The following is a 21998-nucleotide window of genomic DNA, read 5'->3' on the forward strand; positions in this document are numbered from 1 at the left end:
AACGGCGGCGGGGAGCGACCCTGCCGCCGGGCAGGTGTCAGACGCGGCGGCGCTTGGAGGGCCGCACGCCATTGTGCGGGATCGGCGTCACGTCGCGGATCGAGGTGATCGTGAAGCCGACCGCCTGCAGTGCCCGCAGCGCGCTTTCGCGGCCGGAGCCGGGGCCCTTGACCTCGACTTCGAGCGTGCGGACGCCGTGTTCGGCGGCCTTCTTGCCGGCATCGTCGGCGGCGACCTGGGCGGCATAGGGAGTCGACTTGCGGCTGCCCTTGAAGCCCATCATGCCGGCCGACGACCACGAAATGGCGTTGCCTTGTGCGTCGGTGATGGTGATCATGGTGTTGTTGAAGCTGGCGTTCACGTGCGCGACGCCGCTCGAGATATTCTTGCGTTCGCGGCGCTTAATGCGCTGGGGTTCGCGTGCCATGTGGGAATTCCTGTCCTAAATCCAAGAAAGCAGCTGCTCGATCGGGTCCGCTCGCGGAGAGCTTGCCGAAAGAGGCTTACTTCTTCTTGCCGGCGATCGGCTTGGCCTTGCCCTTGCGGGTGCGGGCGTTGGTGTGGGTGCGCTGGCCGCGGACCGGAAGGCCCTTGCGGTGACGCAGGCCGCGATAGCTGGCGAGGTCCATCAGACGCTTGATGTTCATCGCGGTTTCGCGGCGAAGGTCGCCCTCGACCTGATGCTCGGCATCGATCGTCTCGCGGATCTGCAGCACTTCGGCGTCGGACAGGTCCTGCACGCGGCGGCTGTGATCGAGGCCGAGCTTGTCGGCGATCTTCACGGCCGTCGTACGGCCGATCCCGTGGATGTAGGTCAGCGCGATGATAACGCGCTTGTTGGTGGGGAGATTTACCCCGGCAATACGAGCCACTTTATTCTCCATGCTCCACAGGGACGAAGGCGCCATCTTCGCGAAGGACGCCGGTCCCCATCTCATCGCTTGCATTCGACGCGGGCGGGTGCCCTTACGGCAAAAGGCCCGGATGGCGCGCACAATGGCTGTCGCCTGCCGGACCGAACCCGCTCTGTCGAATGTGCGCGCGCTTAAGGCGATTCGGCTGCGCCGTCAATGCCCGAGCGCGCGAAAACGAGCGCGAGAGCCCCGTAGGCCCCGCTTCCCGATCGATGGACTTGCGTTACACCCGTTTCAGCGCAGCGTCAAAGCCCGTGGCAACGTCAGTCGTCCGGCCTTTCGGTCGGCTTGTCCATCGCGTCGAGTGCGGCTCCGACATCTTCCTCCTTAAGCGGTTCGACCTTTGCGGGCGCTTTCGCTGCCGGCTTCGGGTCGGCCTTGGATGGAGTTGCGGTGGAAGGCTCCGCGACGCGGCCGAGCTTGTCGGCGAGACGTCCGAGTTGCAGGCTCATCACGCCGTCAACGGCCTTCGAGATCGTCGGCACTTCGTAGCGCATGTGGCCGCCGACGACGTATTCCATGACGATGCGTGTCCCGCCCGAAGCCTTGTCTGCCTGCATCGTTATCGTCAGCACGCCGTCCACCGGTTCCGACTGGAGCGGGCCGAGCCCGCCGCGCATCCGCAGCACTTTCATCGGCTCCGCCATCACGACCGTCATGTGATGCGCGCTGCCAGCAAGACCGACCTCGCTCGCGCTGTCCTTTTCGGGAATCCGCTCGCAGAAGCAGCCGCCGCCCTGGGGCGATAGCATCAGGTTCGCCGCCTTGCCCGACCAGGTGTGATCGTCGGCCCACCAGTCGCCGGGCGTAATGAGGGCGAGCCAGGCGGCCTTTGGTGCCGCTTTGACCGTAACGCTGTCGCGCGTCACGAAGTGGGTGGCAGAACTCTGCACCACCTCGGCACTAGCCGGTGCCGCAACAGCCAGCAGCGCCATCGCGCCTATTGCCGATTTCATCATGTCATCCCTCCCCTGCGCCCCCTATTCCACGGCAGCGCAATGGGGAAAAGGGCTAAGCGGCGAGGATCGCCTCGATCGCGTCGGTCACGGTACCGATGTCGGCCATGCCATCGACCCGGCGAACGATGCCGCGAGCCTCATACACCGGGAGGATCGGCGCGGTCTTGGCGCGGTATTCGCCCATGCGCGTGCGGACCGTATCTTCGTTGTCGTCGAGCCGGCGCTTGAATTCGCGCGATCCGCACTTGTCGCAGGTCGCTTCGACCGCAGGCTGCTTGAAGACGTCGTGATAGCCCTCGCCGCAATTGGCGCAGGTGAAGCGGCCCGTGATCCGTTCGACCAGCGCGTCCTCGTTCACCTCGAGTTCGATCACGTAATCGAGACTGCGGCCGTGCTGGGCGAGTAGCGCGTCGAGCGCGTGCGCCTGCGCTTCGGTGCGGGGATAACCGTCGAAGATCGCGCCGGCGTCTGCACCCATTGCGGTCAGCTCCGCATCGATCAGCTTGCTGACGATCTCGTCCGAGACGAGTTCGCCGCGCTCCATCACCGCCTTGGCTTCGAGACCCACAGGCGTGCCCGCCTTTACTGCGGCGCGCAGCATGTCGCCGGTCGAAAGCTGACGCATGCCGCGATGCTCGACGAGGCGCTGCGCCTGGGTACCCTTGCCCGCCCCCGGCGGACCCAACAAAATGATGTTCACGGCAGAGTCCCCCCGGGGTCTGGTCAGGTTAGCGCAGGCGACCCTTGAGCTTCGCCTTCTTGATCAGGTCGCCATACTGGTGAGCCAGCAAATGCGACTGGATCTGGCTGATCGTGTCCACCGTCACGTTGACGACGATAAGGAGGCTGGTGCCACCCATGACCATCGCGACGCCGGTCTGGCTGAACATGTATTCCGGGATCACGCAGACGAGCGTCAGGTAGATCGCGCCGATGACGGTAATGCGGGTCAGCACGTAATCGAGATAGTCCTGCGTCCGCTTGCCCGGCCGGATGCCGGGAATGAAGCCGCCGTTCTTCTTGAGATTCTCGGCGGTTTCCTCGGGGTTGAAGACGACCGCGGTATAGAAGAAGCAGAAGAAGATGATGCCGATGGCGTAAAGCGCCAGGTAGAGCGGCTGCCCGTGCTGCAGGTAGAAGTTCATCGACGTGATGATCCCGCCTGCGGTGCTTTCGGTATCGATCGACTGACCGGCGAACTGGCTGATCGTCAGCGGCAGCAGCAGCAGCGAGCTGGCAAAGATCGGCGGGATGACGCCCGCGGTGTTCAGCTTCAGCGGAAGGTGGCTGCGGTCGGCCTGCATCATGCCCTTCGCGCTCGCACGCTTGGGGTACTGGATCAGCAGGCGGCGCTGCGCGCGCTCCATGAAGCAGATGAACAGGATCAGGCCGACGATCATCAGGATCAGGCCGACGATCACGAAGCCGCTGATCGATCCCGACCGTGCGCCTTCGAACAGGTTCGCGCCGAAGCTGGGGAACTGGGCCACGATGCCCGCCATGATGATCAGCGATACACCGTTGCCGATGCCGCGGCTGGTGATCTGCTCACCCAGCCACAGCAGGAACATCGTTCCGCCCACGAGGCTGATGACGGCGGTAATGCGGAAGGTCAGGCCAGGTATCACCACGGCCTGCAGGCCGCTCGACGCGCCGTAGGCTTCGAGACCCGAAGCCAGGAACCAGCCCTGGATCGCGCACAGGAACACCGTGCCGTAGCGGGTGTACTGGTTGAGCTTCTGCCGCCCGGTGGCGCCTTCCTTCTTCAGCGCGGCAAGCGCCGGGTGAAGCGATGCGGCCAACTGGATCACGATCGAAGCTGTGATGTACGGCATGACGCCGAGCGCGATGAGGCTCATGCGTTCGAGGCTGCCGCCCGAAAAGGTGTTGAACAGGTCGAGGATACCGCCGCGGGTCTGCTCGTAGAGCGACTCCAGGATCAGCGGGTTCACACCCGGAAGCGGCACGAAGCTCAGGAAGCGGAACACGATAAGTGCGCCGATCGTGAACCAGATGCGGTTCTTGAGCTCGGTTGCCTTGGAGAAGTTCGCGAGGCTGAGGCTGCTCGCAATGTTGTCGGCGCGTGATGCCATGGGATTACCCGAAAATCCTTTATCGCGCCGGTCCCTCCCGGCACAGGGAGGCTACATAGGAAGCGCGGGGTCCGATGTCGAACCCCGCGCCCACACTTTTCGCTTACTTGGTCTTCTTCGCCTTGTTGGCGGCGGCGCGTTCGGCCTTCTTTTCGGCCTCTGGCTTGCCTGCCTCGATGACTTCGACCTTGCCGCCGGCCTTCTCGACCGCTTCGATCGCGCCCTTCGACGCACCTGCGACCCTCAGGCTGATCTTGGCGGTGATCTCGCCCTTGCCGAGCAGGCGCACGCCGTGCTTGCCGCCGCGTGCGAGGCCAGCGGCCTTGAGCGCGTCGTGGTCGAGAGTGCCCTTGGCGTCCAGCTTGCCGGCGTCGATGAACTTCTGGATCATACCCAGATTCACCTCGGCATAGTCCTTGCCGTTGGGGTTGTTGAAGCCGCGCTTCGGCAGGCGCATGTGGAGCGGCATCTGGCCGCCCTCGAAGCCTTTGACGGCCACGCCGGAGCGAGCCTTCTGGCCCTTCTGGCCGCGTCCGGCGGTCTTGCCCTTGCCCGAACCGATGCCCCGGCCGACCCGCATCTTGCGGTGGCGGGCGCCTTCGTTGTCGCGGATGTCGTTCAGTTTCATGTCAATGCACTCGCTTTCGCTTTTGTCGCGCTAATTGGCCCTGGCCGAAGCCCGGAGCCGAGAGGTTGTCAGTCGACGATTTCGACCATGTGGGGTAGCTTGGCGATGGCGCCGCGTACTTCGGCGCTGTCTTCCAGTTCCACCACGCGGTGCATCTTGCCCAGGCCGAGACCGACCAGAATCTTCTTCTGGCTTTCCGGACGACGGATCGGGCTGCCGATCTGCTTGATCTTGATGGTGCTCTTCTTGGCCATCTGGATTACTCCGCAATCGCCGCGGCGTCGGCTTCCGCCTCGGCTGCGCTGGCGCCGCCACGACCCAGAAGGTCGGCGACCTTCTTGCCGCGACGCTGCGCCACCGACTTCGGCGAAGTCTGGTTGGTGAGCGCGTCGAACGTGGCGCGGATCATGTTGTAGGGGTTGCTGGTGCCGACCGACTTGGTCACCACGTCGGCCACGCCCAGGCTTTCGAACACGGCGCGCATCGGGCCGCCGGCGATGATGCCGGTACCCGCAGGCGCGCTGCGGACGTTGACCTTGCCGGCACCGAAGCGGCCCTTGCCGTCATGGTGCAGGGTCCGGCCTTCCTTGAGCGGAACGCGGATCATCTTCTTCTTGGCGGCAGCGGTCGCCTTGGTGATGGCTTCGGGCACTTCGCGCGCCTTGCCATGACCGAAGCCCACGCGGCCCGCGCCGTCGCCCACGACGACCAGCGCCGCGAAGCCGAAGCGCTTGCCGCCCTTCACCGTCTTGGACACCCGGTTGATGTGGACGAGCTTCTCGATGATGCCGTCGTCTTCTTCCTCGCGACGGTTGTCGCGACGGCCGTCACGACCGCGGCCACCGCCGCGTCCGTCACGATTGCCACCGCCCCGGCCACCGCGATCGCCGCCACGGGCACCGCGTCCGCGCGGCTGCGACGGATCGCCGCCTTCCGCGCTCTGGGTGGCACCGGCTTCCGACGGAGTGTCGGCGATTGCCGGCTGCTCGGTGGTGACCGCGTTTTCGGTCGCGGCAGTCGCTTCGTTGTTGTTTTCGTCAGCCATCATCAGAACTCCAGCCCACCTTCGCGGGCGGCGTCGGCCAGCGCTTTGACGCGGCCGTGAAACAGGAACCCGCCGCGATCGAACACGACGGCGGAAACGCCGGCCTTCTTGGCAGCGGCGGCGATATCCTTGCCCACCTTCGCGGCGGCATCGATGTTCGCACCGCTGGCATCGCTGCCAAGAGTGCTGGCCGCGGCAACGGTCTTGCCGGCGGCGTCGTCGATGATCTGCGCGTAGATGTGCTTGCCGGTGCGATGCACCGACAGGCGCGGACGGGTACCGGCGCGCGACTTGATCGCGGTGCGCACGCGGCGGCGGCGGCGCTCGAAGAGGGAAAGCTTGGCCATCTTACTTCTTCTTTCCTTCCTTGCGGAAGATGTACTCGCCGCGATAGGCGATACCCTTGCCCTTGTACGGCTCGGGCTTGCGCCAGCGGCGGATTTCGGCGGCAAACTGGCCGACGGCCTGCTTGTCGATGCCCGAAACCTCGACGGTGGTCTGGTCCGGCGTCTTCACCTCGAGCCCCTCGGGAACGTCGAGATCGACGTCGTGCGAGTAGCCGAGCTGCAGCTTGAGCTTCTTGCCCTGCGCCTGTGCACGGTAACCGACGCCCTTGATGACGAGCGTCTTGGTGAAACCGTCGGTGACGCCTTCGACCAGGTTCGAAACCAACGTGCGCTGCATGCCCCAGAAGGCACGCGCCTGCTTGGAATCGTTGGCCGGCTTGACCGCGATCTGACCGTCCTCGACCTTGTAGTCGATGAGGTCGGACATGCCCATCGAAAGGGTGCCCTTGGGACCCTTCACGCTGAGCGTACCATTGTCGATGTCCGCGGTGACCCCGCTGGGGATCGCCACCGGACGCTTGCCGATGCGGCTCATCAGAATACCTCCGCCAGCACTTCGCCGCCGACGTTCTGGACACGTGCTTCGGCATCCGAGAGCACGCCCTTGGGCGTCGAGACGATGGTGATGCCGAGGCCGTTGCGGATCGTCGGCAGTTCCTTGGAACCCGAGTAGACGCGGCGGCCGGGCTTCGAAACGCGGGCCACGTGCTTGATCGCGGGCTCGCCTTCGAAATACTTCAGTTCGATCCGCAGTGCGGGATGCTTGCCCGAGGCGTCTTCGCTGTAGCCACGGATGTAGCCTTCGCGCTGGAGCACTTCGAGCACGTTCGCGCGCAGCTTGCTGGCGGGAGTCAGGACGGAGTCCTTCTTCGCCTGCTGGCCGTTGCGGATGCGGGTGAGCATGTCACCCAGGGGATCGGTCATAGCCATCGGTCAGATCCTCACCAGCTCGACTTCGTGAGACCCGGGATCATGCCCTTGTTGCCAAGGTCCCGGAGCTCGATGCGGCAAAGGCCGAACTTGCGGTAATAGCCGCGCGGGCGGCCGGTGGTGGAACAACGGTTGCGCACCCGGGTCGGGTTCGCGTTCCGCGGGATTTCGGCCAGCTTCAGGCGCGCGATCAGGCGCTCGCCATCGTCCTTCGACTCGTCGTCGGCAATGGCCTTCAGCCGGGCGTACTTGCCCGCGTACTTCTTCACGAGCTTCTTGCGCCGCTCGTTCTTATTGATGGAACTCAGTTTCGCCATGGACTTAAGCTCTCTTCCTCAAATCTGGATCACGCCGCGGCCTGCTGCTCTTCAGCAGCTTCCTCGCGGGGGAACGGGAAACCGAACAGGCGCAGCAGTTCGCGCGCTTCGTCGTCGGTCTTCGCGGTGGTGGTTACGATGATGTCCATCCCCCGGACCTTCTCGATCTTGTCGTACGAGATTTCCGGAAAGATGATCTGTTCCTTCAGGCCCATCGCATAGTTGCCGCGCCCGTCGAAGCTCTTCGGGTTCAGCCCGCGGAAGTCGCGGATGCGGGGCATGGCGATAGTCACCAGGCGGTCGAGGAATTCGTACATGCGTTCGCGGCGAAGGGTCACCTTCGCACCGATCGGCATGCCCTCACGCAGCTTGAACTGCGCGATCGACTTCTTCGCCTTCGTGATGACCGGCTTCTGGCCGGCGATCAGCGCCATTTCCTCGGCGGCGGTCTGGACCTTCTTCTTGTCCTGGCTCGCCTCGCCCACGCCCATGTTGAGCGTGATCTTCTCGATCCGGGGCACTTCCATCGCGTTCTTGTAGCCGAACTTCTCCGTCATCGCCTTGGCGATATCGGATTCGTACTTGGCTTTCATGCGCGGGGTGTACTTGGTGTCAGCCATCGATGGTCTCCCCGGACTTCACGGCCACGCGGACCTTCTTGCCGTCCTTGGTTTCGAAGCGCACGCGGGTCGGCTTGCCGTCCTTGGGATCGGCCAGCGCAACCTTACTGATGTGCATCGGAGCCGGCTTGCGGTCGATCCCGCCCTGCGGGTTCTGCTGCGTCGGCTTGCGGTGACGGGCGATCACGTTGATCCCGTCAACCAGGACCTTGGCGTCCTTCGGCATCACGGCCTGGACGGTGCCGGTGCGGCCCTTGTCCTTGCCCGAGAGTACGACGACGCTGTCGCCCTTCTTGATCTTCGCACCAGCCATCACAACACCTCCGGAGCGAGGCTGATGATCTTCATGAAGCCGCGGCCGCGCAGTTCGCGCACCACGGGTCCGAAGATACGGGTGCCGATCGGCTCCTCGTTCTTGTTCACCAGCACGGCAGCGTTGCTGTCGAAGCGGATCACGCTGCCATCGGGACGGCGGACGTCCTTCTTGGTGCGTACGATCACCGCACGGTGAACGTCGCCCTTTTTGACGCGGGTGCGCGGCTGCGCCTCCTTGACGGACACGACGATGACGTCGCCGACGCCTGCGGTGCGGCGCTTCGAGCCGCCCAGTACCTTGATGCACTGGACGCGCTTGGCGCCGCTGTTGTCCGCGACGTCGAGATTGGATTGCATCTGGATCATTGATCCGTCTTCCTTCTCGTTCGGCTTGCCGGAACCAGTCCGGCAGTTCCTAAATCAACTGGCTCAGTTGCCGGCTTCGGCCACGTCCAGATCGGCTTCCACCGCCTGCACGCCACCTGCGACGACCCGGTCCTTCACGGCCCAGGTCTTGGTCTTCGAAATCGGGCGGGTCTCCTCGATCCGCACGACGTCGCCCGGCTTGTACTCGTTGCCCTCGTCGTGGGCGTGGTACTTCTTCGAACGACGGATGATCTTGCCGTAGAGCGGGTGCTTAACCTTGCGCTCGACCAGCACGGTCACGGTCTTGTCGGTCTTGTCCGAAACGACAGTCCCGGTGAGGATACGCTTTGGCATCAGGCCTTCCTTACTTCGCTTCGGCAGTGCGAGTGCGCTCGCCCTGCAGCGTCTTGATGCGCGCGATGTCGCGGCGCACCTCGCGGATGCGCGCGGGGCGCTCCAGCTGGTTGGTGGCGGCCTGGAAGCGCAGGTTGAACGCCTCGCGCTTGAGATCGACGAGCGCTTCGGAAAGCTGATCGTCGGTCTTGGTGCGCATGTCGGCAGCCTTCGCGTTGCCGGTATTCGGCTTCGCAGCGGCTTTCTTAGTAGCAGCCTTGGCCATTACTCGCCTCCCAGGTGGCTGGTGTCGCCCAGACGGGCAACGACCTTGGTCTTGATCGGCAGCTTCATCGCTGCCCGGCTGAACGCCTCGGCCGCAAGCGGGCCGGGAACGCCGTCGAGCTCGAACAGGATCCGGCCCGGCTTCACGCGGGCGGCCCAGTATTCGATCGAACCCTTGCCCTTGCCCTGACGGACTTCGGCAGGCTTCTTCGACACCGGCACGTCGGGGAACACGCGGATCCACAGGCGCCCCTGGCGCTTGATGTGACGCGTGATCGCACGACGAGCGGCTTCGATCTGGCGAGCGGTGACCCGCTCCGGCTCGAGCGCCTTGAGGCCGTAGGAGCCGAAGTTCAGGTCGGTGCCACCCTTGGCCTCGCCCTTGATCCGGCCCTTGAAAGCCTTGCGAAACTTGGTCTTTTTCGGTTGCAGCATTGCTCTAGCTCTACCTTAGCGCCGGTCGCCGGCGGGGCGGACGCCGGAGGTCTGGGCCTCCATCATCAAGCGGTCCTGCGCGGTCGGATCGTGGCCGAGAATCTCACCCTTGAAGATCCAAACCTTGATGCCGATGATGCCATAGGCGGTCAGGGCCTCGGCTTCGGCATAGTCGACGTTCGCACGCAGCGTGTGCAGCGGAACCCGACCTTCGCGGTACTGTTCGACACGCGCGATTTCGGCGCCGCCGAGACGTCCGCCGCACATCACCTTGATACCTTCGGCACCCAGGCGCATGGCGGACTGCATCGCACGCTTCATCGCCCGGCGGAACGCCACGCGGCGGATCAGCTGGTCGGCAATGCCCTGCGCGACGAGCTTCGAATCGATTTCCGGCTTGCGGATCTCGACGATGTTCAGCTTCACCTCACTGGCGGTCATCGTCGCAAGCTTCGAACGAAGCTTCTCGATGTCGGCGCCCTTCTTGCCGATGATGACACCCGGACGGGCGGCATAGATCGACACGCGGCACAGCTTGGCCGGACGCTCAATGACCACCTTCGAGATCGCCGCCTGCGGCAGGTTCTCGACGATGTACTTGCGGATCTCGATGTCCTCGCTGAGCAGCTTGGCATAGTCGCGCCCTTCGGCGTACCAGCGGCTGTCCCAGGTGCGGTTGATCTGCAGGCGCAGGCCGATCGGATTGCTCTTGTGACCCATGACTCAGGCCTCCTCGCTTTCACGGACCACGATGCGCAGCCGGCTGAACGGCTTGAGGATGCGGGTGCTCTTGCCGCGTCCGCGCGTGTGGAAGCGCTTCATGGTGACCGACTTGCCGACCGACGCCTCGGCAACGACGAGCGCGTCGACGTCGAGGTTATGGTTGTTCTCGGCGTTGGCAATCGCGCTCGCGAGCACCTTCGATGCGTCGCGGGCCATCGCCTTCTTCGAGAAGGCGAGGATGTTCAGAGCCTCTTCGGCCTTCTTGCCGCGAATGAGACCGGCAACGAGGTTGAGCTTCTGCGCCGAACCACGGATCGTGGTGCCGACGGCCAGCGCCTCGTTGTCGCCTACGCGGCGGGGGGACTTTGCCTTGCCCATCAGCGCTTGCCCTTCTTGTCGGCGGCGTGGCCGGGGAAGCTGCGCGTGGGCGCAAACTCGCCGAGCTTATGGCCGACCATGTCTTCGTTGACGGAGACCGGAATGAACTTCTGGCCGTTGTAGACACTGAAGGTCAGCCCGACGAACTGCGGGAGAATGGTGCTGCGACGCGACCAGGTCTTGATCGCACCGCGTGCGCTCTTCTCCTGAGCGTCTTCGGCCTTCTTCAGCAGGTGGAGGTCGACGAACGGACCTTTCCAGACGGAACGAGCCATCTCGATTACCTCTTCTTCTTCGCGTGACGCGAACGGATGATCATCTTGTCGGTCGCCTTGTTGTGGCGGGTGCGGGCGCCCTTGGTCGGCTTGCCCCACGGGGTGACCGGGTGGCGGCCGCCCGAGGTGCGGCCTTCGCCGCCGCCGTGCGGGTGATCGACCGGGTTCTTCGCGACACCGCGGGTAAGCGGACGACGGCCCTTCCAGCGCGTACGGCCGGCCTTCGCGAAGTTCTGGTTCTGGTTGTCGGGGTTCGACACAGCGCCCACGGTGCCCATGCAGTCGGCGCGCAGGTAACGCTGTTCGCCGCTGTTGAGGCGCACGATCACCATGCCGCGGTCACGACCGACGACTTGGACGTAGGTGCCTGCCGAACGGGCGATCTGACCACCCTTGCCCGGCTTCATCTCCACGTTGTGGCAGATGGTGCCGACCGGCATCTGGCCCAGCAGCATCGCGTTGCCCGGCTTGGTGTCGGTCTTCTCGCCCGCAACGACGCTGTCGCCCACGGCCAAGCGCTGCGGTGCGAGGATGTAGGCGAGCTCGCCGTCCTCGTACTTCACCAGCGCGATGAACGCGGTGCGGTTGGGATCGTATTCCATCCGCTCGACGGTGGCCGGCATGTCCCACTTGCGACGCTTGAAGTCGATGTAGCGGTACTTCTGCTTGTGCCCGCCCGCGATACCGCGGCTGGTCACGTGGCCCTTGTTGTTGCGTCCACCGGTCTTGCGCTTGCCTTCGGTAAGCGCCTTGACCGGCTTGCCCTTGTGGAGGCCGGACTTGTCGACCAGGATCAGGCCGCGGCGGGCCGGGCTGGTCGGCTTGTAGTTCTTGAGTGCCATGGCCTCAGATCCCGCTCGTGACGTCGATCGAGTCCTGGCCCTCGGCCAGCGTCACGATCGCCTTCTTCATGTCGGTGCGCGTGTAGGGCTTGCCCTTCCAGCGCTTCGTCTTGCCCTTGACGACGATGGTGTTCACCTTCGCCACCTTACGATCGTAGATGGCCTCGACGGCCTCCTTGATCTGGCTCTTGGTCGCGTCGTTCGCGACCTTGAAGACGATCGCGTTGTATTCGCTCGCGAGCGTCGACTTTTCGGTGATGTGCGGGGCGACGATCACGTCGTAGTGACGCGCGTCGACCGGCTTTGCTGACTTAGCCATTGAAGCGCGCCTCCAGCTTCTCGACCGCAGCCTTGGTAAGGACCAGCGTGTCGTGCTTCAGGATGTCGTAGACGTTGGCACCCACCGCCGGCATCACGTTGACGCCGGGCAGGTTGCCTGCGGCCTTCGCGAACGAACCTTCGACCGCGTCGCCGTCGATCACCAAGACCTTGCCGCTCCAGCCGTTCTTGTCGAACGCACCCTTGAGCGCCTTGGTCTTGGCGTCCTTCAGCTCCAGCGTATCGACGATGATGAGACCGTCCTTCGCCTTGCTCGACAGCGCCATGCGCAGACCGAGCGAGCGGATCTTCTTGTTCAGCGAGATGTTGAAATCGCGCTTCTTGGCACCGTGGGCCTTGCCGCCGCCGATGAAGATCGGGGCCGCGCGGTCGCCGTGACGAGCCGTACCGCCGCCCTTCTGGCGGCCGAACTTCTTGCCGGTGCGCGAAACGTCGCTGCGCTCGCGGGTCGGCCGCGCGGTCGCACGACGATTCCACAGCTGCCACGTGACGACGCGGTGCAGGATGTCCTGGCGCGGTTCGACGCCGAAGACGTCATCGTTCAGTTCGATGTCGCCCGAGGCCTTGCCGTCGAGTTTCTGGACCTTCACCTTCACGGATCAGCCCTCCTTGTTCGCATCGCCTTCGGGCGCGGTGCCCTCGGCGGTGTCGGTTGCTTCGGCCGGAGTTTCGGCGCCCGCCTGCTGCTCTTCAGCAAGCTGCTCCTGCATCTCGGGGGTGACCTGCTCGACCACTTCGTGCTCGGCGGCAGCTTCGACCATGCCGGCCGGCGCTTCCTCGTGCTCGGGAGCGGTGTTCTTCTTCTCGAGGATCGCGCCGGGGAACGGCAGACCCTCGGGCAGCGAAATCTTCACTGCGTCGCGCACGAGCAGCCAGCCGTTCTTCGAGCCGGGAACCGAGCCCTTCACGAAGATCAGGCCGCGATCCGCGTCGGTGCGGACAACCTCGAGGTTCTGCTGGGTCCGCTGACGGTCGCCCATGTGGCCGGCCATCTTCTTGTTCTTGAACACGCGGCCCGGATCCTGGCGGTTGCCGGTCGAACCGTGGGCACGGTGGCTGATCGAGACGCCGTGCGTCGCGCGCATGCCGCCGAAGCCCCAGCGCTTCATGGCGCCGGCAAAGCCCTTGCCCTGCGTGTGGCCGGTGATGTCGACCTTCTGCCCGGCGACGAAGTGTTCGGCCGAGATGGTCGAGCCGACGGGGATGAGAGCATCCTCGCCGTCGACGCGGAATTCCGCGACGCGCATCTTCAGGCCAACCTGCGCCTTGGCGAACTGCTCGCGCTGCGGCTTGTTGACGTTCTTGTGCTTGGCCTCGCCCGCGCCGAGCTGGACGGCATAGTAGCCGTCGCGGTCATCGGTACGGTGCGATACGACCTGGCAATCTTCCAGCGACAGCACGGTAACCGGCACGTGGCGGCCGTCCTCCTGGAACAGGCGGGTCATCCCGACTTTCTTAGCGATCACGCCGGAGCGCATGATCCGTTCTCCTTACAGAGGCACAAGGGACCATTCCCTCGTGCTTGCTTGGCCCAGATTGTCATGCGTCGCCCCGTCCGGGCCAAAGTGCCTCCGAAGAGGCGAGACGGGGGACGCTGCCCGGCAACTTGCCGGAGGTATCCCTTGTCCGCGGAGCCCTGCGGCCCCGCGCCGAAATCAAGCGAGCTTGATCTCGACGTTTACGCCAGCCGCGAGGTCGAGCTTCATGAGCGCGTCCACGGTCTGGGCGTTGGGCTGCACGATGTCGAGCAACCGCTTGTAGGTGCGCACCTCGAACTGCTCGCGCGACTTCTTGTCGATGTGCGGGCCGCGGTTCACGGTGAACTTCTCGATGCGCGTCGGAAGAGGAATGGGACCCCGGATCAGCGCGCCCGTACGACGGGCGGTGTCCGCGATCTCGCCAGTGGCCTGGTCGAGTACGCGATGGTCAAACGCCTTGAGGCGAATGCGGATATTCTGGGCTTCCATGTCCTACTACCGATGCGAAAGAGCCAAGCGAGCTATCGACGTTTCCGCCTCACGACCCGCAAAAAAGAAAGGCGCGCCCCGCTGCATCCGGTTTCCCGGAAACGGGCGGCCTCCCCGAATTTCGTTGGAAGGAGACGAATCTCCATCCGGTGGCGCGCCTATACGGATAGGACCGGGACCGCGCAACCCCTAGAATCGCTGGGCGATCGGGGATTTTGCCGGGCGGGCCGTCCATGCGGCGAACCGAGGGAGATTAACGCCCTCATTAAAAGGAGAAGGGCCCGGTCCTCGCGAGGAGGACCGGGCCCTGAACCCTTGTCAGATCGCCAGGATTACTTGGTGATCTTCGACACGACGCCCGAACCGACGGTACGACCGCCTTCGCGGATCGCGAAGCGCAGGCCTTCGTCCATGGCGATCGGAGCGATCAGCTTGACGCCGATCGTTACGTTGTCGCCCGGCATGACCATCTCGGTGCCCTCGGGGAGGACAACTTCGCCGGTCACGTCGGTGGTGCGGAAGTAGAACTGCGGCCGGTAGTTGGCGAAGAACGGCGTGTGACGGCCACCTTCGTCCTTCGACAGCACGTAAACCTCGGCCTCGAAGTCGGTGTGCGGCTTGACCGAACCCGGCTTGCAGAGAACCTGGCCACGCTCGACCTCTTCACGCGCCACGCCGCGGATCAGCGCACCGACGTTGTCGCCGGCTTCACCACGATCGAGCAGCTTGCGGAACATCTCGACGCCGGTGACGGTCGTCTTCTTGGTGTCCTTGATGCCGACGATCTCGACTTCGTCACCAACGTTCACGATGCCGGTCTCGATACGACCCGTGACGACCGTGCCGCGACCCGAGATCGAGAACACGTCCTCGATCGGCATCAGGAACGGCTTGTCGACCGGACGGTCGGGCTGCGGGATGTACTCGTCGACGGCCTTGATCAGGGCAACGACCGAATCCTTGCCGATCGCGTCATCACGACCTTCGAGAGCGGCAAGTGCCGAACCCTTGATGATCGGAATGTTGTCGCCGTCGAAGTCGTAGCTCGAGAGGAGCTCGCGGACTTCCAGCTCGACGAGTTCGAGGATTTCCTCGTCATCGACCTGGTCGACCTTGTTCATGTACACGACGAGCGCCGGCACGCCGACCTGACGAGCGAGCAGGATGTGCTCGCGGGTTTGCGGCATCGGGCCGTCGGCAGCGTTCACGACCAGGATCGCGCCGTCCATCTGGGCGGCACCGGTGATCATGTTCTTCACGTAGTCGGCGTGGCCCGGGCAATCGACGTGCGCGTAGTGGCGCGCGTCCGACTCGTACTCGACGTGTGCGGTCGAGATCGTGATGCCGCGCTCGCGCTCTTCCGGCGCCTTGTCGATGTTCGCGAAGTCCACGGCGGTGCCGCCGTACACTTCGGCCATGACCTTGGTGATCGCGGCGGTCAGCGTGGTCTTGCCGTGGTCGACGTGACCGATGGTGCCGATGTTGCAGTGCGGCTTGTTCCGCTGGAATTTTTCCTTAGCCATTTTGACTCTAACCTCTGTCTGGATTTGAATTTCACCAAGTCAGGCTGCGGCACCCGGTGAATCGGGTGCCGCCCCTAGACGCTCACCCCTGCTTAGGCAAGCTTCTCCTTGACCTCGGCCGCGACGTTCGCGGGTACTTCGTCGTAGTGCGAGAACTGCATCGAATAGTTCGCCCGGCCCTGCGTGAACGAGCGCAGTTCGTTGACGTAGCCGAACATGTTCGCAAGCGGCACCATGGCCTCGACCGCCTGCGCGTTACCGCGGGTGTCGGTGCCCTGGATCTGACCACGACGGCTGTTGAGGTCGCCGATCACGTCGCCGAGATAATCCTCGGGAGTGACGACTTCCACCTTCATGATCGGCTCGAGCAGCTTGATGCCGGACTTGCTGGCAACTTCGCGCATCGCGCCGCGACCGGCGATTTCGAACGCGATCGCGCTCGAGTCGACGTCGTGGTACGCACCGTCATAAAGCTCGATCGTGAAGTCGATGATCGGGAAGCCGACGAGGTGGCCGCTGGCAGCCTGCTCGCGGAAGCCCTTTTCGATCGCCGGGATGTATTCCTTCGGAATATTGCCGCCCTTGACGTTGTCTTCGAACAATACGCCCTGGCCGCGCTCACCCGGAGTGACCTTGACCTTCACGCGGCCGAATTGACCCGAGCCACCCGACTGCTTCTTGTGGGTGTAGTCCACGTCCACCGGCTTCGCGAGGTATTCGCGATAGGCCACCTGCGGCGCGCCGACGTTGGCCTCGACCTTGAACTCGCGCTTCATACGATCGACGATGATGTCGAGGTGAAGCTCGCCCATCCCCTTGATGATCGTCTGCCCGCTCTCGTGGTCGGTCGACACACGGAAGGACGGATCCTCCTGCGCCAGGCGGTTGAGGGCGATGCCCATCTTTTCCTGGTCGGCCTTCGTCTTCGGCTCCACCGAGAGCTCGATCACCGGCTCGGGGAATTCCATCCGCTCGAGGATGATCGGCTTCTGCATGTCGCACAGCGTGTCGCCGGTCGTGGTGTCCTTCATGCCGGCCAGCGCGACGATATCGCCCGCGAATGCCTCTTCGATGTCCTCGCGGTTGTTCGAGTGCATCAGCAGCATGCGGCCGATCTTTTCCTTCTTGTCCTTCACCGAGTTCAGGACCTGCCCCTTGGTGAGCTTGCCCGAATAGATGCGGGTGAAGGTGAGGCTGCCGACGAACGGGTCGTTCATGATCTTGAACGCCAGCGCCGCGAATGGCGCGTCGTCGCTCGACGGACGCTCGGCTTCCTCGTCGCTGTCGGGCAGGACGCCCTTGATCGCGGGCACGTCGAGCGGGCTCGGCATGTAGTCCACGACCGCGTCGAGCAGGGGCTGGACGCCCTTGTTCTTGAACGCCGAGCCGCAGGTCACGGGCACGAAGTCGCGCGCCATGGTTCCCTTGCGGATGAGCTTCTTGATGGTCGCGACGTCGGGGATATTGCCTTCGAGATAGGCTTCCATGACATCGTCGTCCTGCTCGACGACGGTCTCGATCAGCTGCTCGCGATACTCGGCGGCCTTGTCCGCAAGGTCGACCGGGATGTCGATGAACTCGTACTTGGCGCCCAGGTCTTCGGCCTGCCACACGATGCCGCGATTGTTCACGAGGTCCACCACGCCCTTGAGCTGGCTTTCCGCGCCGATCGGAATGTAGAGCACGAGCGGCTTGGCACCGAGGCGATCAATGATCGACTGGACGCAGTAATAAAAGTCGGCGCCGGTACGGTCCAACTTATTGATGAAGCACATCCGAGGTACGCCGTACTTGTCGGCCTGGCGCCATACGGTTTCGGACTGGGGTTCGACGCCGGCTACGCCGTCGAAGACTGCGACCGCGCCGTCGAGCACGCGCAGCGAGCGTTCGACTTCGATGGTGAAGTCGACGTGGCCGGGGGTGTCGATGATGTTGACGCGGTACTTGGGCATGTCGGCACGGAGGGCTTCGGGGTCCGAGCGCGGATCCATCGCGGGATCCTCGGGCGTCCAGAAGGTGGTCGTCGCAGCCGAGGTGATGGTGATCCCGCGCTCCTGCTCCTGCTCCATCCAGTCCATGGTCGCGGCGCCGTCGTGGACTTCGCCGATCTTGTAGGACTTGCCGGTGTAGTAGAGAATACGCTCGGTCGTGGTCGTCTTGCCGGCATCGATGTGCGCCATGATGCCGATGTTGCGGTAGCGCTCCAGCGGATATTCGCGGGCCATTTCAAATTCCTCGGGTAGTCAGGGGGCCGCTCCGGCGAAGGAGCGCGCCCCCCATATGGGTGTTACCAGCGGCGTTGCCAGTGCCCCGCTGTTACCAACGGTAGTGCGAGAAGGCGCGGTTCGCGTCCGCCATGCGGTGCGTGTCTTCGCGCTTCTTGACCGCGTTGCCGCGGTTGTTGGCGGCGTCCATCAGTTCGCCCGAGAGGCGGGCGGCCATGGTGGTCTCGGCCCGGCCGCGCGCGGCGGTGATGAGCCAGCGGATGGCCAGCGCCTGGGCACGCTCGGGGCGAACCTCGACCGGCACCTGGTACGTCGCACCGCCGACGCGGCGCGAACGCACCTCGATCTGCGGCTTGATGTTCTCGAGCGCGGTGTGGAACACCTCGATCGGGTTGGCCTTCGCCCGGTTCTCGACCGTGTCGAGCGCACCGTAGACGATGCTCTCGGCGACGGACTTCTTTCCGTCGAGCATCAGGTTGTTCATGAACTTGGACAGCACCTGATCACCGAACTTGGGATCAGGCAGGATTTCCCGCTTCTCGGGACGACGACGACGACTCATGTCGCTAATTCCTTCATCTGGGCCGCGGCGACAGTGCGCGCGCGACCGGAAACCTCGATAAGCGAGTGCTTACTTCGGACGCTTGGCGCCGTACTTCGAGCGGCTCTGCTTGCGGTCCTTGACGCCCTGGGTGTCGAGCACGCCGCGCAGCACGTGGTAGCGCACGCCCGGAAGGTCGCGCACGCGGCCGCCACGGATGAGGACCACGGAGTGCTCCTGCAGGTTGTGCCCTTCGCCCGGGATGTAGCTGATGACTTCGCGCTGGTTGGTCAGGCGGACCTTGGCCACCTTGCGCAGCGCCGAGTTCGGCTTCTTCGGGGTCGTCGTGTAGACGCGGGTGCAGACGCCGCGCTTCTGCGGGTTCTGCTCCATCGCAGGGACCTTGGACTTGGCCTTCTGCGGAACGCGGCCCTTGCGGACCAGCTGGTTGATCGTCGGCATTAAGACTTTCTCTCTTCACCTGTTTATCCGTGCGCGCGCACTGCGCGCCCGGGGCGCCCCTTCCGGGCGGAAAACCGGTGCCCACTTTTCCTGAAGGGGCGCGGCTCTGCCGGTCAGGGCTGGCATCGATGGTGAAGGTGGAGGGAAAGGTTCGCGCCTAACTCCAAACCGTCACCCCGGACTTGATCCGGGGTCCAGCTTGACCAGGACGCCGCCGAAGGCGACCGCCTGGATGAGGTACGAGCCTGAAACACTCCACCCGTGCCACAGGACACCGGGTTACTTTGTCGGCCGCCCCGAAGCGCTTCCACGAGGGACCGCGCTCCAATAGAAAAAGGCCTCTGCGAATCGCGCAAGGCCCCCGGGACGACACCGGCAATGTTCAGCTCTATCTGCCCGAGGAAAGCCGAAGCCGCCCTTGGATGGGGGCGCCCTTAGTTGGATTCGGGTGGGGGGTCAAGGTGGAGTGGCTTCACGATAAGCGGCGAATTAGTTGTGCGTCACCCGGCTGGGAATGCCGCTCACTGGGCCAATTCGGCGTTTCAATGGCGTGGATTTCCTAGCCTCATTGATGATCAAACCTAATCGCGATTTGGTGATCGAAACCTCGTTCAAAATTACCGGCCACAATCGGCCCCAATTTTGGCCATCGGTGCCGCAATTATCCAGAATTTGCAGGAGATGCCTCCGTCCTTCGACCGCCCCGTCTGCCAACGCTCTTGCACTTCGATCAATGTCGGCGTTTCCGGGAAACATATCTGCCATGCCGGAACGCTCTTCCCGCTTTCTATCCCGCAATGATGTCCGCACTTGAGCCTGTACTTCCAGAGCCTTGGCTTCGGAAGACCGAAACACTTCTAGCCCCTTCTCATGTCGTGAAAAGTAAATCAGTTTATAGAGCGTTCGGTCCTGCGAGGGCTTGTCGATTGAGATCACAGGCGAATAAGTAAACCTGCCAATTTTCCTGAGCCCTTCAACAGCCAAACTTTCTATTTCGGCTTCTCGCTCTGCGCCGGAAAGTCCCTTGAGTCGAGCTTCCCAATTGGGACCGCCACCAACAGCCAGCCATCGCTCCAGTCGACTGATTAGGCCTGTCTCGGCAAAACGATTTGCGTGATCGAACATAAAATTTATGAGCAACTCGCAATGCGCAAAACCGAATAACGGCAACAACTTCTCGATATCCGGGAACCCTTTCGGATCGATTAGTGAAAAGACAAATGCATTATGTGGAACAAGTGCCGAAATACCGGTCACTTTTGATTCAAATTCGCCACAAATGGGAAAAGTGTCTACTTTCGGGAATCTTTTTATCGCTTCAGTAAGTTGCGCGAAAGCTCCTGGGTCCTTCTCGACCAATATCGCGCGCATTCGAACGTCTCGCCCTTGCGCTAAATAGCGCAGACGAATTGCGGTCATATGGTTGAGCGCTATCCCGAAAGATGTGTCGTCAAACGTCTCACCCGCGTTCGACTTCCAAGGTCCTGCGAACCCATCGATATAAACGAATTCGTCGTAACGCGAACAAACCTTCCCGATTAACGATGGGAGGTATTTGTCCAGGAAGGTGTGCTTGACATAAGCTTGCTCACGTCCCGCGTAGTGCTCGATCTGTATCGCCATTAAACAGCGATCTTAATGTCCTTTGGATACTCATTCCACTCTTTTCCGTCTAACTCGCGACCTCCAGATTTGGGTCGAAAACCACCCCACTGCTTGAAGAAAAAGGGTACGCCTTGAGAACGACAAGCATCTCGTATTTCGCGCGCCCACTCGATGTTCATAATTCGAGCATTTGGTCCGCTTTCACCGCCAGCGATCACCCAATGGACGCCGTCGAGATCAATTGCGCCCAGCGGCCCTATAAGGGGCTCAACAGACAAAAACCTAACTGCTGATTTGGCCTGTCTCAAATGATTGATCCTCGCTGCTCCTCTCCGATCCTCAACGGATACTCCTGTCCAGATATTTGGCGGAGCCTCAGACCTCGCGTAGCGGCGATTCAGATAATCACGCATCCTTGAGCTTCGTTTGGTGAGCACTTGAAATGTGTGCCAATGCGCTTCCTCCATCGCATCAAAAACTTGATCGATGAATACCGCGGGCACCTCTTTGTGAAACAAGTCGCTCATCGAATTTACGAAGATTATGCGCGGCCTTTTCCACCGGATCGGTTGGCCAAGTCGCTCTGGTCTGAGAGTAAGGTCGAAGCCGCTTTCAAAGGGATGCCCTTTGACGCCGCGCCATCTCTCAGCAAATCGTTCAGCATAGCAGTTGTCACATCCGGCCGTGATTTTGGTGCACCCTGTCACTGGGTTCCAAGTTGCGTCCGTCTATTCAATTGCACTTTGGTCGGCCAAGTTAGTTCCTCCGGTTCATTCAAAGGTATGAATCGAAAAGAGAAATCCTACAACAAGAGATTGATTTCGGGAGTCTTTGCAAAGGGTTGGTAACAGGTGGAGAAATTTGGATCCATTTTCCTACACCCCCCAAATCTGCAACCTACCCGCACGCAATGACCCGCCCCACCCGCGCCGATGCGTTCGATGATCCCGCCGCGGACCGTCTCCCTGAAGCCGCTCCCTCCACTCTGCCTCCCCTCGCTCCCCGTGCACCGCGGCCGGTGAGCACCCGGCGGGTGGCGCGCCAGGCGACGTCCGCCCTCGCCTTCACCCCCGCGCCCGAGCCGCCCGCCGACGATCCCCTCCTCGCCTTCGCGCCGTTCCTGCACCCGCAGCCGCGGCGCAATTCGATCACGCCCGGTCTCCAGCGGCGGTTCGTCGCCACGCTCGCGGCGACGGGGATCGTGAACCAGGCGGCGCGATCGATCGGCAAGTCGCTGGAGGCGCTCTACAAGCTGCGGGCGCGCCCCGGCGCGGAAGGGTTTGCCGCCGCGTGGGACGATGCGCTGGCGTGGGGGGCCGACCGGCTGGAGGATTGCGCGCTCGAACGGGCGATGCGCGAGGAGTGGGACTTCGACGGGTGGAAGGGGCGCGCGGACGGGCTGCTCATCTACCTCATCCGCCTGCGCAGCGCCTTCCGCATCGACGAGCGCGAGATCGTGCCGGGCCATCCGGTCTACGAGCGCATCCGAGCCGAAGTGCTGGCCGCGCAGGGCGCACCGGGCGCGGAGTGA

General features: G+C 63.3%; 32 protein-coding genes and 1 pseudogene. 1 reads left to right on the top strand and 32 read right to left on the bottom strand.

Annotation, left to right across the window (positions count from 1 at the left end; all coding sequences use genetic code 11):
* Nucleotides 1–37: 37 nt before the first annotated feature.
* The 32 genes and pseudogenes from rpsK to AR323_RS14480 all read right to left on the bottom strand — a co-directional run.
* Entirely contained in the window at nucleotides 38–427 is a 390-nt protein-coding gene (rpsK, locus tag AR323_RS11180; RefSeq protein ID WP_057884041.1) for a 30S ribosomal protein S11, read from the bottom strand.
* 76 nt (nucleotides 428–503) lie between these two features.
* Nucleotides 504–872, bottom strand: coding sequence for a 30S ribosomal protein S13 (rpsM, locus tag AR323_RS11185; RefSeq protein WP_057884136.1), 369 nt, complete (start codon nucleotides 870–872; stop codon nucleotides 504–506).
* A 305-nt stretch (nucleotides 873–1177) separates the two neighbouring features.
* On the bottom strand, nucleotides 1178–1873 hold the full coding sequence (locus AR323_RS11190; protein ID WP_200956701.1) for an SRPBCC family protein: 696 nt from the start codon (nucleotides 1871–1873) through the stop codon (nucleotides 1178–1180).
* Nucleotides 1874–1925: 52 nt separating this feature from the next.
* Nucleotides 1926–2573: an adenylate kinase gene (locus tag AR323_RS11195; protein WP_057884042.1), complete on the bottom strand. Its 648-nt coding sequence runs from the start codon at nucleotides 2571–2573 to the stop codon at nucleotides 1926–1928.
* A gap of 28 nt (nucleotides 2574–2601) precedes the next feature.
* Nucleotides 2602–3966, bottom strand: coding sequence for a preprotein translocase subunit SecY (gene secY / locus AR323_RS11200; RefSeq protein WP_057884043.1), 1365 nt, complete (start codon nucleotides 3964–3966; stop codon nucleotides 2602–2604).
* A gap of 103 nt (nucleotides 3967–4069) precedes the next feature.
* Nucleotides 4070–4594: a 50S ribosomal protein L15 gene (gene rplO, locus AR323_RS11205; RefSeq protein WP_057884044.1), complete on the bottom strand. Its 525-nt coding sequence runs from the start codon at nucleotides 4592–4594 to the stop codon at nucleotides 4070–4072.
* A gap of 68 nt (nucleotides 4595–4662) precedes the next feature.
* The gene (rpmD, locus tag AR323_RS11210; protein WP_057884045.1) at nucleotides 4663–4848 is read right to left on the bottom strand and encodes a 50S ribosomal protein L30; all 186 of its coding nucleotides are present in this window, start codon (nucleotides 4846–4848) and stop codon (nucleotides 4663–4665) included.
* A 5-nt stretch (nucleotides 4849–4853) separates the two neighbouring features.
* The gene (gene rpsE / locus AR323_RS11215; RefSeq protein WP_407701076.1) at nucleotides 4854–5639 is read right to left on the bottom strand and encodes a 30S ribosomal protein S5; all 786 of its coding nucleotides are present in this window, start codon (nucleotides 5637–5639) and stop codon (nucleotides 4854–4856) included.
* A gap of 2 nt (nucleotides 5640–5641) precedes the next feature.
* Entirely contained in the window at nucleotides 5642–5986 is a 345-nt protein-coding gene (gene rplR, locus AR323_RS11220) for a 50S ribosomal protein L18 (RefSeq protein ID WP_057884046.1), read from the bottom strand.
* A 1-nt stretch (nucleotide 5987) separates the two neighbouring features.
* Nucleotides 5988–6521 (bottom strand): 50S ribosomal protein L6, encoded by a 534-nt coding sequence (gene rplF / locus AR323_RS11225; RefSeq protein WP_057884047.1) that lies wholly within the window; start codon nucleotides 6519–6521, stop codon nucleotides 5988–5990.
* Nucleotides 6521–6916 (bottom strand): 30S ribosomal protein S8, encoded by a 396-nt coding sequence (gene rpsH, locus AR323_RS11230; RefSeq protein WP_057884048.1) that lies wholly within the window; start codon nucleotides 6914–6916, stop codon nucleotides 6521–6523. Before rpsH ends, rplF begins: the two co-directional genes overlap by 1 nt.
* Before the next feature lie 11 nt (nucleotides 6917–6927).
* Nucleotides 6928–7233: a 30S ribosomal protein S14 gene (gene rpsN, locus AR323_RS11235; RefSeq protein WP_057884049.1), complete on the bottom strand. Its 306-nt coding sequence runs from the start codon at nucleotides 7231–7233 to the stop codon at nucleotides 6928–6930.
* 29 nt (nucleotides 7234–7262) lie between these two features.
* A complete protein-coding gene (gene rplE, locus AR323_RS11240; RefSeq protein WP_057884050.1) occupies nucleotides 7263–7853 on the bottom strand; it encodes a 50S ribosomal protein L5 in 591 nt (196 codons plus the stop codon).
* The gene (gene rplX, locus AR323_RS11245) at nucleotides 7846–8166 is read right to left on the bottom strand and encodes a 50S ribosomal protein L24 (protein WP_057884051.1); all 321 of its coding nucleotides are present in this window, start codon (nucleotides 8164–8166) and stop codon (nucleotides 7846–7848) included. The genes rplE and rplX overlap by 8 nt, the downstream gene beginning before the upstream one ends.
* The gene (gene rplN / locus AR323_RS11250; protein WP_057884052.1) at nucleotides 8166–8534 is read right to left on the bottom strand and encodes a 50S ribosomal protein L14; all 369 of its coding nucleotides are present in this window, start codon (nucleotides 8532–8534) and stop codon (nucleotides 8166–8168) included. Before rplN ends, rplX begins: the two co-directional genes overlap by 1 nt.
* Before the next feature lie 63 nt (nucleotides 8535–8597).
* Nucleotides 8598–8888, bottom strand: coding sequence for a 30S ribosomal protein S17 (gene rpsQ / locus AR323_RS11255; RefSeq protein WP_057884053.1), 291 nt, complete (start codon nucleotides 8886–8888; stop codon nucleotides 8598–8600).
* Nucleotides 8889–8898: 10 nt separating this feature from the next.
* Nucleotides 8899–9087 carry a 50S ribosomal protein L29 gene (rpmC, locus tag AR323_RS11260; RefSeq protein ID WP_123321856.1) on the bottom strand — a complete coding sequence of 63 codons (189 nt, stop codon included), beginning with the start codon at nucleotides 9085–9087 and terminating at the stop codon, nucleotides 8899–8901.
* A gap of 65 nt (nucleotides 9088–9152) precedes the next feature.
* Nucleotides 9153–9587 (bottom strand): 50S ribosomal protein L16, encoded by a 435-nt coding sequence (rplP, locus tag AR323_RS11265; protein ID WP_057884055.1) that lies wholly within the window; start codon nucleotides 9585–9587, stop codon nucleotides 9153–9155.
* 15 nt (nucleotides 9588–9602) lie between these two features.
* Nucleotides 9603–10307, bottom strand: a complete 705-nt coding sequence (gene rpsC, locus AR323_RS11270; RefSeq protein ID WP_057884056.1) for a 30S ribosomal protein S3 — start codon at nucleotides 10305–10307, stop codon at nucleotides 9603–9605.
* A 3-nt stretch (nucleotides 10308–10310) separates the two neighbouring features.
* Nucleotides 10311–10688 (bottom strand): 50S ribosomal protein L22, encoded by a 378-nt coding sequence (gene rplV / locus AR323_RS11275; protein ID WP_057884057.1) that lies wholly within the window; start codon nucleotides 10686–10688, stop codon nucleotides 10311–10313.
* The gene (gene rpsS, locus AR323_RS11280; RefSeq protein ID WP_057884058.1) at nucleotides 10688–10963 is read right to left on the bottom strand and encodes a 30S ribosomal protein S19; all 276 of its coding nucleotides are present in this window, start codon (nucleotides 10961–10963) and stop codon (nucleotides 10688–10690) included. The genes rplV and rpsS overlap by 1 nt, the downstream gene beginning before the upstream one ends.
* A 5-nt stretch (nucleotides 10964–10968) precedes the next feature.
* Nucleotides 10969–11805, bottom strand: coding sequence for a 50S ribosomal protein L2 (gene rplB, locus AR323_RS11285; RefSeq protein ID WP_057884059.1), 837 nt, complete (start codon nucleotides 11803–11805; stop codon nucleotides 10969–10971).
* 4 nt (nucleotides 11806–11809) lie between these two features.
* Nucleotides 11810–12124: a 50S ribosomal protein L23 gene (locus AR323_RS11290; protein ID WP_057884060.1), complete on the bottom strand. Its 315-nt coding sequence runs from the start codon at nucleotides 12122–12124 to the stop codon at nucleotides 11810–11812.
* Complete coding sequence (gene rplD, locus AR323_RS11295) at nucleotides 12117–12740, bottom strand: 50S ribosomal protein L4 (RefSeq protein ID WP_057884061.1); 624 nt, start codon at nucleotides 12738–12740, stop codon at nucleotides 12117–12119. The genes AR323_RS11290 and rplD overlap by 8 nt, the downstream gene beginning before the upstream one ends.
* A gap of 3 nt (nucleotides 12741–12743) precedes the next feature.
* Nucleotides 12744–13622, bottom strand: a complete 879-nt coding sequence (gene rplC / locus AR323_RS11300; RefSeq protein ID WP_057884062.1) for a 50S ribosomal protein L3 — start codon at nucleotides 13620–13622, stop codon at nucleotides 12744–12746.
* A gap of 177 nt (nucleotides 13623–13799) precedes the next feature.
* Entirely contained in the window at nucleotides 13800–14111 is a 312-nt protein-coding gene (rpsJ, locus tag AR323_RS11305) for a 30S ribosomal protein S10 (RefSeq protein WP_034905023.1), read from the bottom strand.
* Between the two features lie 332 nt (nucleotides 14112–14443).
* Nucleotides 14444–15634 (bottom strand): elongation factor Tu, encoded by a 1191-nt coding sequence (tuf, locus tag AR323_RS11310; protein ID WP_057884063.1) that lies wholly within the window; start codon nucleotides 15632–15634, stop codon nucleotides 14444–14446.
* 92 nt (nucleotides 15635–15726) lie between these two features.
* The gene (gene fusA, locus AR323_RS11315; RefSeq protein ID WP_057884064.1) at nucleotides 15727–17859 is read right to left on the bottom strand and encodes an elongation factor G; all 2133 of its coding nucleotides are present in this window, start codon (nucleotides 17857–17859) and stop codon (nucleotides 15727–15729) included.
* 91 nt (nucleotides 17860–17950) lie between these two features.
* On the bottom strand, nucleotides 17951–18421 hold the full coding sequence (gene rpsG / locus AR323_RS11320; RefSeq protein WP_057884065.1) for a 30S ribosomal protein S7: 471 nt from the start codon (nucleotides 18419–18421) through the stop codon (nucleotides 17951–17953).
* Nucleotides 18422–18490: 69 nt separating this feature from the next.
* The gene (rpsL, locus tag AR323_RS11325; protein WP_006831873.1) at nucleotides 18491–18862 is read right to left on the bottom strand and encodes a 30S ribosomal protein S12; all 372 of its coding nucleotides are present in this window, start codon (nucleotides 18860–18862) and stop codon (nucleotides 18491–18493) included.
* Between the two features lie 489 nt (nucleotides 18863–19351).
* Nucleotides 19352–20485 carry a three-Cys-motif partner protein TcmP gene (gene tcmP, locus AR323_RS14475; protein WP_083495376.1) on the bottom strand — a complete coding sequence of 378 codons (1134 nt, stop codon included), beginning with the start codon at nucleotides 20483–20485 and terminating at the stop codon, nucleotides 19352–19354.
* A pseudogene (locus AR323_RS14480) lies at nucleotides 20485–21183 on the bottom strand (DUF5131 family protein); the annotation flags it as partial. The pseudogene AR323_RS14480 and the gene tcmP, both read right to left, overlap by 1 nt.
* A gap of 194 nt (nucleotides 21184–21377) precedes the next feature.
* On the opposite strand from AR323_RS14480, the gene AR323_RS14995 reads away from it, so the two are divergent.
* Nucleotides 21378–21998 (top strand): hypothetical protein, encoded by a 621-nt coding sequence (locus tag AR323_RS14995; RefSeq protein ID WP_057884066.1) that lies wholly within the window; start codon nucleotides 21378–21380, stop codon nucleotides 21996–21998.

The organism is Tsuneonella troitsensis, from assembly GCF_001441535.1.
GTDB lineage: Bacteria > Pseudomonadota > Alphaproteobacteria > Sphingomonadales > Sphingomonadaceae > Tsuneonella > Tsuneonella troitsensis.